This window comes from Lentzea sp. NPDC037011 (assembly GCF_055607425.1).
The window spans coordinates 85,680-96,725 of record NZ_JBVJRT010000009.1 but is presented as its reverse complement, the minus strand read 5'-3'; the positions used below and the strand labels follow the sequence as shown (position 1 = coordinate 96,725).

Below are 11,046 nucleotides of genomic sequence, written 5' to 3'. Positions count from 1 at the left end.
CCCGGTCGATGCCGCCAGTTCGTCGAACGGGAGCCGAGCTCCTCAGGCCAGCACCTCCGCGACGTCGGCCCGGATCGACGCCGACCGCCCGGCCAGGTCGCCGGGCACCTCCGCGTGGTCGCGGTTGATCCGCACCAGCCGTGCGTGCGGAAGACCGCGCACCAGCGACTCCACCGGCCGGCGGATCACGGTGGGCGTGCTGAACCCGGCCCCGATCTCGACGACGACCAGCTTCCCCGCCGCCGCCAGCCACTCGCGCAGACGGGTGCCGTCCGGCTCGTAGTGGTCGGGCACGTACTCGGGTCCCTTGTGCACGTTGAGGAACACCGCACCGCCACATCGCGGGCACGCCGGGACCGCCGAGGTCTCCCCGGTGTCCGGGTCGTACGCCGCCAGTGCCGCCTCCACGACCGGCCGGCTCTCCCAGGTTTCACGGGTGCACGGCGTTTCGCACTGGTAGCGCCCGTAGTCGCCCTGCGGTGACCAGACGTCGGCGAAACCGTTGCGCGCGAACAAACCGTCCACGTTGGAGGTGAGGACGAAGTTGTCCTTCCCGCCGACGACCTCGCGCAGCCGGGTGTAGACCGGGTTCGGTGCCGGGGCGAAGCGGATGTCGTCGACGTGCACCGCCCAGTAGCCCCACAGCAGCCGTGGCGGCAGCGGCAGCCCGATGAGCTGGTAGCGGGCCCGCAGCCCAGTGCGGTGCAGCACGGGGAACAGCTCGGCGAACCGTTCGGTGTCGGAGTAGTCGTACCCGGCCGCCGCCGACAGCCCCGCACCCGCCGCGACCAGCACCCGGTCCGCGTCGTCGAGCCAGCGTTCCCAGGTCATCGCAACGCCTTCCGGTAGGCCGTGTCGTCGTCGCCGCTGAAGGTCGTGAAGACGACGCGGTCGAGTCGCCCGGGGTGGGCGGCGAGCCAGTCGCGGACGACCTCGACGGCGATGTGCGCCGCCGGCTGTTTGGGGAAACCGAAGATGCCGGTGCTGATCGCGCAGAACGCGAGCGTGCGGATCGTGCCGACCTCGGCGGCCAGGTCGAGGCACGACCGGTACGCGTCGGCCAGGGCCTGTTCGTGCGCGGGCTTGACGGTGCCGCGCACGATCGGCCCGACGGTGTGCAGCACGAACCGCGCCGGCAGGTGGTAACCGCGGGTGATCTTCGCGAGGCCCGTGGGTTCCGGTGCGGCCTGCGCGGCCATGATGCGGTGGCAGTCCTCGCGCAGCCGCGGGCCGGCTGCGGCGTGGATCGCGTTGTCGACGCACGGGTGCATCGGCTGGAAACAGCCCAGCAGGGCGTCATTCGCGGCGTTGACGATCGCGTCGGCCCTGAGCAACGTGATGTCGCCGCGCCACACGGCGATCGGTGCGGCCAGCCCGCCCGCGTCGGCAGGCGCGCTCTGCTCGCGTTCACCGCCGAGGACCGCGTCGAGCACCGCCTGCAGGTCGGGAGCGACCGGGGCGGGTTCGCGCACGGTCAGCAGCGACCGCAGCAGCAGGCGGCGTCCGGCGGGACCGCGCGGGAGGGTGGGGCGACCCACCCGCGGGTCCTCGCCGAGCAGCCGCAGCGCGAGCCCGGTCAGCCCGTCGAGGTGACGGGCCGGTGCGGGCGGGCGGAGCGGGTGGAACGGTTCGTCGAGCGCGACCGCGTCCCGGTAGTCGCGCAACGGCAGTGCGGTGATCACGGCTCAGAACAGGCCGTTGCCGTGCGGGAGCTCCGCGGGCACCGGGGTGATCACGTCCCAGTGCTCGACGATCCGGCCGTCCGCGACCCGGAACAGGTCCCAGTACGCGACCGGCTCGCCGAACTCGCCCTCGGACTGCAGCAGCACCAGGTCGCCCTCGGCCACGACCCGGTGCACGGTCTTGTAGACGAGGTGGCGGCCCTGCTCGGCCCACCGCGCGGCGGCGGCGCCGAACCCGTCGAGCCCGTCGGCGGCCTCGGGGTTGTGCTGCAGGTAGGTCTCGGTGGAGATGTAGTCGGTGAGCACGGAGTAGTCGGCGTCCTGCAGCACGCGCTGCGCGAACTCGGCGACCAACGCGCGGTTGTGCTCGGTGCCGGTGCCGGCGGGCCCCGCCGGACCGTCCGTCTGGGACCGTCCGCTCACCGTCGGATCGACGACCGGCGTGAGCGCGTCCCAGTGCTCGGCGAGCTTGCCGTCCTCGACCCGGAACAGGTCGAACGCGACCAGCGGCTGCGGCCCGAAGCCGTGGTAGACGCCGTGCAGCGCAACGAGATCGCCGTCGGCGACCACACGGGCCGGTTCGTAGCGGAAGCCGTCCGGCAGGCTCGCGACGAGCCCGCGCAACGCCTCGGGTCCGTCGCCGATGAGCGCGCTGTGCTGGCGGTAGTCCGGTGCGACCCAGCGGTCCACAGCGGACGGGTCCCTGTCGCCGAACAGCTCGCCGGTGGCCTTGAGCACGAGTTCTTTGGTGTCCATGCGGAGAACTCTGCCGCTCCGGCAGCCGCCGGACGAGGTAGGATCCGGCTTCACCATGGTCAGAAGTGGACAGCTTGCCGAGTTCGGCTTCAGCAACCCCGACCGGCCGAGGCTGGGGTTGGAGGTGCTGGACCTCGCGCAGCTTCGCGGCAGGCTCAGCGAGAACACCCTGCTCCAGGTGCACAGGACCGACTTCCACCAGCTCTTCGTGATCACCGCCGGGCGGGGTTCGTGCATGGTCGATTTCGTGGACCACCCGTGCGCGCCGGGCACCGTGCTGCACGTCAGCCCCGGCCGGGTGCTGCGGTTGCCCGCCGGGGCGTTGAAGGCGCACGCCGTGCTGTTCACGCCCGCGTTCCCGCCGCCGCTGGACGGCGCCCGTCCGCTGCTCAGCCCGTTCGGCCCGGTGCGGTGGCAGGTGCCGGCCGGTGACCGGGCCGCGCTGGACCGGTCGGCCCGCGACCTGCGTGCCGAGTACCGGCGGGTGGTCGGGTCCGGTGAGCCGGTCGACCTGCTGCGTCAGCTCGCGGGCGTGCTCCTGCTGCGGGTCGCCCGGCTGCTCGCGGACACCGGCGGACCCGGCGACCCGCGGTTCGAGCGGTTCCAGCAGGAGCTGGAGCGGTCGTTCGCCCGCAGCCGCAACGCCGCCGACTACGCGGCGCGGGTCGGCTACTCGCTGCGCGGCCTGAACCGGATCTGCGTCGCGGCGACCGGCCGTTCGGCCAAGGCGCTGATCGACGCGCGGGTGGCGTTGGAGGCCAAGCGCCTGCTGGTGCACACCGACCTGTCGGCGGCGGCGATCGGGCACCGGCTGGGGTTCAGCGAGGCCACGAACTTCGCGAAGTTCTTCACCCGCGAGGCGGGCGTGTCACCCGGCGCGTTCCGCCAGTAGCTGCTCGATCGTCCTGCTCGCGATCCCGGCGAGGAACGGGTTGGTGTCGCGGTAGTACGGCAGCGCGAGCACGGCCAGGTGCAGCGCCCAGCCGCGTGCGCGGGCCCAGGTGGCGTCGTCGAACTCGGCCAGCTCGCGCCGGAACGCCCTGCGGCCGCGGTCGTCGAGGTAGAGCCAGGCCGTCATGAGGTCCGCCGCGGGGTCACCGACACCGGCGGCGCCCCAGTCGATCACGCCGGTCAGCACCCCGCCGGTGAACAGCAGGTTGCCCTCGTGCAGGTCGGCGTGCAGCCAGCGGGCCGGCCGGTCCCAGCGCGGCGCGGCGAGCGCCTCCTCCCACAGGGCGACCAGCCGCGGGTCACCGCCCAGCTCCGCGATGCACCGGCGCACCGCTTCGTCGTCACGCGCGGCGTCCGTTCGCCCGCGGTAGTCGGTCCACGGCCGCCCGGTGGCTTCGACGTCGTGCAACGCGTGGACCAGTTCGGCCAGGCGGAACGGGGTGTCGCGGGCGACGGCCTCGACCGGTGCGGTGGTGCCGCCGAGCCAGCGCACCACCGACCACTGCGCCGGGTAGCGCTCGGTGGGTTCCCCGAGTGCGAGCGGTTCCGGCACGGCGACCGGGAGGTGCGGTGCGACCACGGGAACGGTGGCGGCCTCCTTGGCCGCGTCGTCCCTGGACCACTCGCGCCGCGGCAGCCGCACGGCCAGCTCGTCGCCGAGCCGGTACATCGCGTTGCTGGTGCCGCCGTCCCCGACCGCGCGGATCGGCAACCCGTGCCAGTGCGGGAACTGCGCGCGGACCAGTTCGTCCACGAGGGACACGTCCGTGGCGATCACGCCGTCGAGCATCGACCAACTCCCCCAGCGACCCGGTGTGCCGATGCAACACCGGAGCCGCCGGGGAAAGCAACCGATTCAGCACCGGAACCAGAGCGCGCCCCCTCTGGAACCGGCGATTCGTGGTGGCCGGGTGAACGGCGAAGCGGTGGCCTCCCGCAGCGGCACCGGGAGGCCACCGGGTCTCATCCCGCGCGGCGGTCGGCCAGCCGCACGACGTCCGCGGCGCGTTCGACCCGCACCCGCCCCGCGGCCACCAGGTAGCCGACGCCGCGCACGGTCTGGACCACCTCACCGGCGGCACCGAGCTTCTGCCGCACGCGGCGCACGTGGACGTCGACCGTGCGGCCACCGCTGTGGTCGTCGTCGACGCCCCACACCGCGGACATCAGCTCGCGGCGGCGGTGCACCCGGTCGGGGTGCTCGCACAGGTGCAGCAGCAGGTCGAACTCCAGCCGGGTCAGCTCGATCGTCCTGCCCTGGAAGACGACCTGCCGGGCGTGCGGCAGGATCCGCACGTCGGGATCGGGTTCCGCGGTCACCAGGCCCACGTCCTTCAACGCCCCGAGCAGCCGCGCCGCGGCCTGGTCGTCGTCGGTCTCGATGGTCAGCACAAGTCGCACGACAGCCCTCTCACGACGTCTTCGGCAGGCCGGGAGGGTTGACCTCCGAGGTCGGCACCGCCTCGTCGGCCAGTCCCCAGCGCTTCAGCACCTCCGCGTACTTGCCGTTCGCGATCAGCTGGTTGAGCGCCTCCTGCACGGGGACGACCAACCCGTTGCCCTTCAGCGTGGTCACCGCGATCTTGCCCTGCACCGCGGCGCCGCCGGAGAAGGTGCCGATCACCTCGGTCTGCCCGGACACCGCCGCGTGGTAGGCGGCGGTGGGGTTCGGGCCGAGGTAGGCGTCGATGCGGCCGGACTGCAGCGCCAGGTAGTAGTCGGAGGAGTTCTGGAAGTACTTGACGTCGGTGGCCTTCAGGCCGTCCGCCACGTTCCTGGTGCTCCAGTCGACGAGGATCTTCTCCTGGTTCGTGCCGGAGGTCACCGCGATCACCTTGCCCGCGACGTCCTTCGGCCCCCGCACCTTCCAGGTGCCGCCCTTCTTCGCCTCGAACGCGAGCGTGTCGAGCCGGTAGGTGGCGAAGTCGTACTTCTCCTTGCGGGCCTCGGTCACCGTGATGTTCGACAGGCCCACGTCCACGGCACCGCTGTCGATGCCGACGAACAGGTTCTCCCACGACGAGGTCTCCAGCCGCGGTCTGAGCCCCAGCACGTCCGCGACGAGGTGGGCGATGTCGGTCTCCACCCCGATCACCGTCCGGTCGTCGGTGGCGTAGAACCGCAGTGGCGGCGCTGTGCCCGTCGATCCGCCGACCACCAGCTCACCCCGGGAGCGGAACTCCTCCGGCACCTTGGCGGCGATCTTGTCGTCCTTCGCCGCCGTGACCCGGTTCTGGTCGGGACCCAGGCTGACGCTCAGGCCCGACACGGTGGCGGGCTCGCTCTCCGCCGTTCCACAGGCCGCCAGCACCAGCACCAGACCGGCGAGAAGTGACTTGCGCACAACAGACTCCCTTCACAGCACCTTGGACAGGAAAGCGCGGGTGCGCTCGTGGACCGGGTGGTCGAGCACCTGCGCCGGCGGGCCCTCCTCGACGACCACTCCCCCGTCGAGGAAGACGACGCGGTCGGCCACCTCGCGGGCGAAACCGACCTCGTGGGTGACGACGACCATCGTGGTGCCGGAGCGGGCCAGGTCGCGCAGCACGTCGAGGACCTCGCCGACCAGCTCGGGGTCGAGCGCGGAGGTGGGTTCGTCGAACAGCACGACCTTCGGCCGGGTGGCCAGCGCGCGGGCGATCGCGACCCGTTGCTGCTGGCCGCCCGAGAGCTGCCGCGGGTACGCGTCCTCCTTGTCCGCCAGGCCGACCCGCGCGAGCAGGGCGCGTCCCTCCGCGTGGATCTCGTCGCGCGCCCGGCCGTGGGCGAGCGGCGCCTCGACGACGTTCTGCAGCGCGGTCAGGTGCGGGAAGAGGTTGAAGTTCTGGAACACGAACCCGATCTGCGCGCGTTGCCGGAGCACCTCGCGCTCCTTGAGCTCGTACAGCCTGCGCCCGGAGCGCCGGTAGCCGACCAGCGCGCCATCGATGCTGATGAACCCGCGGTCGACCTTCTCCAGGTGGTTGATCGTCCGCAGCAGCGTCGACTTGCCGGAACCCGACGGGCCCAGCACCACCACGACCTCGCCGGCCGCGACCTCCAGCGACACCCCGCGCAGCACCTCGGTGGCGCCGAAGCTCTTGTGCACGCCCAGCACCTCGATCACCGGCGGGCTCCTCGCGCGAAGTACCGCTCGACGTGGTGCTGACCGATCGAGAGCAGCGTGGTCAGGACGATGTACCAGACGGTCGCGACCATCAGCAGGGCCACGACCCGCGCGTTGCGGCCGTAGATCACCTGCACCTGGTAGAACAGCTCGCCGATCGCCATCACCGAGACGACCGAGGTGCCCTTGAACAGGCTGATCACCTCGTTGGCCGCGTTGGGCAGGATGGCGCGCATCGCCTGCGGCAGAACGATCCTGCGCAGCTGCCGGGACCTGGGGATGCCCAGTGCGGCCGCGGCCTCCAGCTGGCCGGGCTCGACCGAGATCACGCCGGAGCGCACGATCTCGGCGGCGTAGGCGGCCTGGTGCAGCGCGAGCCCGAGGACGGCGGCGCCCATCGGGCTGATCAGCTGCACGGTCTCGAAGGAGTACAGCTCCGGGCCGAACGGGATGCCAACCGACAACCGCTGGTAGAGGTAGGAGATGTTGAACCAGAACAACAACTGCACGATCAGCGGGATCGACCGGAACGCCCACACGTACGTCCAGCCGACGCCCTGCAGGAACGGGCTGCGGGACAACCGCAGCAGCGCCACCGCGATGCCCAGCGCGAAGCCGAGCACCGTCCCGAGCACGGTGAGCACGATCGTGGTGCCCACCGCGCGCAGGACGGACTCGGCGGTGAAGTAGCGGGCGAACGTCGGCCAGTCCCAGCCCGGGTTGGTGACCAGGCCGTGCACGAACTGGGCGACGAGGACCAGCACGACCGCGACGCCCACCCACCGCCACGGGTGGCGGGCCGGCACGACCGACAGGGCAGCCAGATCGTCCGATCTGTCCTTTGTGGACGGTGGAGCGAGAGCAGAGGACATGGCGGGTCCTTGTCGGCCGGGTGGGTCAGAACGGGGCGCGTGGCGCGGAACTCACCGTAGGTACCGGCCGATCAGGGGAGCAAGGGCGTCCACGTGGTGAACAACTATCGGACACCGAGGTGATCGCGCAGTGTCGGGCCGGTGTAGTCGGTGCGGAAGACACCGCGCTCCTGCAACAGCGGCACCACCGTGTCTGCGAACTCGTCGAGCCCGCCGGGGGTCACGTGCGGCACCAGGATGAAGCCGTCCGCCGCGTCCTGCTGCACCAGGTCGTCGATCTGCGCGGCGACGCTCGCCGCCGACCCCGTGAACGTCTGCCGCGCGCTCACGTCGATCACCAGGTCGCGGATCGACAGGTTCTTCGCCGCGGCCTTCTCCCGCCACTCGCGCACGGTGGCGGCGGGGTCCTTGAACATCCGCACGCTGGCCCGGCCGCGCGCGATGGTGTTTTCGCCGACGAGCGGCTCGACCTCGGGCAGCGGCCCGTCCGGGTCGTAGGAGCTCAGGTCGCGGTTCCAGACCTGTTCGAGGAACCGGATCGCGGTCGCGCCGCTGACCTGCTGACGCCGCACCACGGCGGCCTTCTCCTGCGCGTCGGCGTCGGTGTCGCCGAGCACGAACGTGGCCGCGGGCAGGATCTTGAGCTGCTCCGGTGACCGCCCGTACCGCGCGAGCCGCCCCTTGACGTCGCGGTAGAACCGCTGGCCCTCCTCCAGGGTGGCGTAGCGGGAGAAGATGGCGTCCGCGGTGGCGGCGGCGAACTCGCGGCCCTCCTCCGAGTCACCGGCCTGCAGGATCACCGGACGGCCCTGGGGCGAGCGGGGCACGCCGAACGTGCCGCTGATGTCGAAATGCCGGTCCCGGTGCTCGAACGTGCCGACACCGGTGTCGAAGAGCTTCCAGGCCGTGCGCAGGAACGACTCGGCCCTGCTGTAGCGGTCCTCCTGGGCCAGGAAGCCGCCGCGGCGGAAGTTCTCGCCGGTGAACGCGTCCCACGACGTGACGACGTTCCACGCCGCCCGCCCGTCCGACAGGTGGTCGAGCGAGGCGAACTGCCGCGCCACCTCGTAGGGTTCGTTGAACGTCGAGTTGATCGTGCCGGCGAGCCCGAGCCGGTCGGTGACGGCCGCGAGCGCCGCCAGCACGGTGAACGTGTCCGGCCGGCCGACCACGTCCAGGTCGTGGATCTGCCCGCCCTGCTCGCGCAGCCGCAGTCCCTCCGCCAGGAAGAAGAAGTCGAACTTCGCCCGTTCCGCCGTCTGCGCCAGGTGGACGAACGAGGAGAACTCGATGTGGCTGCCGGCCTGCGGGTCGCTCCAGACCGTGGTGTTGTTCACGCCGGGAAAGTGCGCGGCGAGGTGGATCTGCTTGGTCATCGCGCGCTCCCTGCGGCGTAGCGGTTCTCCGGACGGGCCAGGCCGAGGTGCCCGCGCAGTGTCGTGTGCTCGTACTCGGTGCGGAACACCCCGCGCTCCCGCAGCCGCGGGACCAGCTCGCGGGTGACCGTGTGCAGGTCGCCGTGCAGCCGGAACCCGGCGAAGCCCTCCTCCTGCCAGCGCAGCAGCTCGTCGGGCGTCACCGTGGCGTCGACGTCCCGGTACACGAGCCGGTCGGACGCGGAGGCGTTGTCGGAGAACACGATGTCCGCGAACCCCGGCTCGGTCGCGGCCACCGGCGGGTGGCCCTGCGGCGGCCGCGGCGTGATCGACGGGCCGCGGACGTTGAACCACCTGCCCTCGAAGTCGATGTGGTGCAGCTTCTCCCGGTCGATGAACCGCCCGGTGGCGACGTCGCGGATCTCCGCGTCGTCCTCCCAGCTGTCCCACAACCGCCGCAGCACCTCTGCGTAGTCGGCGGCCTCCTCCCACAGCTCGTCAGCCGTGCCGACGTCTCGCCGCCCGAAGTGCCCGGCATGCACCGGATCGGGCGCGACGTCGAGCAACACGCCGCCGCGTCCGCCGCTCACGTGGTCGAGCGTCGCAATCGCCTTCGACACGTGGAACGGTTCGGTGTGCGTGACGACCGCGGTGGGCAGCAGCCCGATCCGGCTGGTCAGCGGTGCGACCCGAGCGGCGATCAGCACCGCGTCGAGCCCCGGTGCGCCACCGAGCGCGTCGTCGAACGTCACGAAGTCCAGCTTGGCGTCCTCCGCCTCGCGCACGAGCCCCGCCCAGTACCGCGCGGTGAGCTCGCCGGTCACGGGCAGTGCGACGGCCAGGTGCAGTGGTGCGACCACCGGTCCCCCTCTCGTCGGGTCCTCGCAGTCTGGCCGCGCGGGAGGGGGCCGCGCTGTGACGGCCACCAGGTGAGAAGGATCGCGTGATCGGGAATATTTCGACGCTTGCGCGCTCCCCGTCCGGTGTCGCGGTCTTGCGCATGTCGACTCGAAAGGGCGTGTGCGCCCTCGCGCTGGGAGCGGGCTTGCGGCTCGCTGGGCGGAAGTCGAGGCGCACAACGACAAAGGTTTCGCGTCGACGCTCGCGGTCGGCACCAACGGCGTGCGGAGCCCGCTCGCCGACCGGGTGCGCGGCGGCTACGGCGCCTGGCCGGGCCGGGGGTCCTGGGCGGTGTCCCGGCCGGCGGGAACGGTGGCGAACACCGTCTTGCCCCCGGCGGCCAGCGGCCTGGTGCCCCACTCGCCGGCGAGCCCCTCGATCATCACGATGCCCCGGCCCCGGTCGCCGCCCAGTCGTGAGGACCCGTGCACGGGCGGCAGCGCGGAGTCGTCGTCGACCTCGACGACGACCTCGCCGGACGTCTTGTCGAGGAAGACCCGCAGCCGGCCGGTGCCGGACGTGTGGTCCAGGACGTTGCAGACCAGCTCCGTCACGACCAGCAGGACGTCGAAGCGGTGCCGTTCGCCGAGGTCGGCCAGGACCTCGGCGACACTCTCCCGCAGCTCCGGGGTAGCGGTCTCGGGCGTGACGGGCAAGTCCAGGACGAGCAACAGCGGATCTTCGTCGGCGGGCGCCACGGAAGCCTCCAGATGACCACGCTCGGAACCACCGGAGGACTCCGTCGCGCTACCTGCGACCAGCGGCAAAGCCAGACGACCCCACCCTAGCCCCCGTACGGCCGTCCGGCCGATCGCACGCGGTTGCGCGGAAGTCCGCGGCGCGTGGGGTAGGGTCGGGATCGTTGGGGTTCCAGTTGCCGGCATCCAGCCGCCGCGGACCCCTCCTGCCCGGTCCGGCGCTGTACCTCCGGCCGGAGATTGGAGCACCGGCTTGTCGCCGGATCGCCCGCACGACCTGCTCGCACCGCTCCTCCCGGGTACCTCGTCGGTCGGGCAGGTGCGCTCATGACCCGACCCGACAGCACCAAGGGAGCAGCCGTCTGCTTCGCCGAGGCCCGCGTCGCCGCGGAACACGCGGAGGCCGCTCAGCAGCGCCAGGCCGCGCGCCGGGTGGCGGAGCACTCCCGTGACGTGGACGACTGCCGCGACCTGCTGCTGATGCTGGGCCTGGCGGCCGCCGCCGGCTCCCGTTCCGCTCGCCAGGACCGCGTCCAGGCGTTCCCGGGCGTCTCCTCGGAGGCGTCCGCGCTGACCAGCCCGTGAAATTCGAGGTCTGGTCCGGCCTGAAGGAACCGCAGGCCGTGACCGTCCACGTTCTCCAGGGCTGACCACAGGGCGGTGCACCTCCCGGGGTGCACCGCCCTCGTGCTCACTCCACTTCGG

The 11,046-nt window shown here is 72.0% G+C and carries 13 protein-coding genes; 2 read left to right on the top strand and 11 right to left on the bottom strand.

Annotated features, from left to right (window positions below; translation table 11 throughout):
* Positions 1 to 42: 42 nt before the first annotated feature.
* The 3 genes from ACZ7CH_RS27275 to ACZ7CH_RS27265 are packed head-to-tail and all read right to left on the bottom strand — an operon-like array spanning position 43 to position 2,438.
* The gene (locus ACZ7CH_RS27275) at positions 43 to 831 is read right to left on the bottom strand and encodes an SIR2 family NAD-dependent protein deacylase (RefSeq protein WP_470375242.1); all 789 of its coding nucleotides are present in this window, start codon (positions 829 to 831) and stop codon (positions 43 to 45) included.
* Positions 828 to 1,682: a protein-ADP-ribose hydrolase gene (locus tag ACZ7CH_RS27270; protein WP_470375241.1), complete on the bottom strand. Its 855-nt coding sequence runs from the start codon at positions 1,680 to 1,682 to the stop codon at positions 828 to 830. The genes ACZ7CH_RS27275 and ACZ7CH_RS27270 overlap by 4 nt, the downstream gene beginning before the upstream one ends.
* Positions 1,683 to 1,685: 3 nt before the next feature.
* Positions 1,686 to 2,438, bottom strand: a complete 753-nt coding sequence (locus ACZ7CH_RS27265; RefSeq protein ID WP_360384914.1) for a nuclear transport factor 2 family protein — start codon at positions 2,436 to 2,438, stop codon at positions 1,686 to 1,688.
* Between the two features lie 55 nt (positions 2,439 to 2,493).
* On the opposite strand from ACZ7CH_RS27265, the gene ACZ7CH_RS27260 reads away from it, so the two are divergent.
* Positions 2,494 to 3,330 carry an AraC family transcriptional regulator gene (locus tag ACZ7CH_RS27260; protein WP_470375240.1) on the top strand — a complete coding sequence of 279 codons (837 nt, stop codon included), beginning with the start codon at positions 2,494 to 2,496 and terminating at the stop codon, positions 3,328 to 3,330.
* Here the strand turns inward: ACZ7CH_RS27260 and ACZ7CH_RS27255 are convergent.
* The 8 genes from ACZ7CH_RS27255 to ACZ7CH_RS27220 all read right to left on the bottom strand — a co-directional run bounded on the left by ACZ7CH_RS27255 (position 3,307) and on the right by ACZ7CH_RS27220 (position 10,341).
* Positions 3,307 to 4,179 carry an aminoglycoside phosphotransferase family protein gene (locus ACZ7CH_RS27255; RefSeq protein WP_470375239.1) on the bottom strand — a complete coding sequence of 291 codons (873 nt, stop codon included), beginning with the start codon at positions 4,177 to 4,179 and terminating at the stop codon, positions 3,307 to 3,309. The genes ACZ7CH_RS27260 and ACZ7CH_RS27255 overlap by 24 nt on opposite strands.
* Before the next feature lie 173 nt (positions 4,180 to 4,352).
* A complete protein-coding gene (locus ACZ7CH_RS27250) occupies positions 4,353 to 4,790 on the bottom strand; it encodes a winged helix-turn-helix domain-containing protein (protein ID WP_360384920.1) in 438 nt (145 codons plus the stop codon).
* Positions 4,791 to 4,800: 10 nt separating this feature from the next.
* Positions 4,801 to 5,733: an ABC transporter substrate-binding protein gene (locus ACZ7CH_RS27245; RefSeq protein WP_470375238.1), complete on the bottom strand. Its 933-nt coding sequence runs from the start codon at positions 5,731 to 5,733 to the stop codon at positions 4,801 to 4,803.
* A gap of 12 nt (positions 5,734 to 5,745) precedes the next feature.
* Positions 5,746 to 6,495, bottom strand: coding sequence for an amino acid ABC transporter ATP-binding protein (locus tag ACZ7CH_RS27240; protein WP_360384924.1), 750 nt, complete (start codon positions 6,493 to 6,495; stop codon positions 5,746 to 5,748).
* The gene (locus ACZ7CH_RS27235) at positions 6,492 to 7,367 is read right to left on the bottom strand and encodes an amino acid ABC transporter permease (RefSeq protein WP_360384926.1); all 876 of its coding nucleotides are present in this window, start codon (positions 7,365 to 7,367) and stop codon (positions 6,492 to 6,494) included. Before ACZ7CH_RS27235 ends, ACZ7CH_RS27240 begins: the two co-directional genes overlap by 4 nt.
* Positions 7,368 to 7,471: 104 nt before the next feature.
* A complete protein-coding gene (locus tag ACZ7CH_RS27230; protein WP_470375237.1) occupies positions 7,472 to 8,743 on the bottom strand; it encodes an LLM class flavin-dependent oxidoreductase in 1,272 nt (423 codons plus the stop codon).
* Positions 8,740 to 9,603 carry an LLM class flavin-dependent oxidoreductase gene (locus tag ACZ7CH_RS27225; RefSeq protein ID WP_470375236.1) on the bottom strand — a complete coding sequence of 288 codons (864 nt, stop codon included), beginning with the start codon at positions 9,601 to 9,603 and terminating at the stop codon, positions 8,740 to 8,742. Before ACZ7CH_RS27225 ends, ACZ7CH_RS27230 begins: the two co-directional genes overlap by 4 nt.
* Before the next feature lie 297 nt (positions 9,604 to 9,900).
* On the bottom strand, positions 9,901 to 10,341 hold the full coding sequence (locus ACZ7CH_RS27220; protein WP_470375235.1) for an ATP-binding protein: 441 nt from the start codon (positions 10,339 to 10,341) through the stop codon (positions 9,901 to 9,903).
* 327 nt (positions 10,342 to 10,668) lie between these two features.
* On the opposite strand from ACZ7CH_RS27220, the gene ACZ7CH_RS27215 reads away from it, so the two are divergent.
* A complete protein-coding gene (locus ACZ7CH_RS27215; protein WP_360384934.1) occupies positions 10,669 to 10,926 on the top strand; it encodes a hypothetical protein in 258 nt (85 codons plus the stop codon).
* Positions 10,927 to 11,046 lie beyond the last annotated feature (120 nt).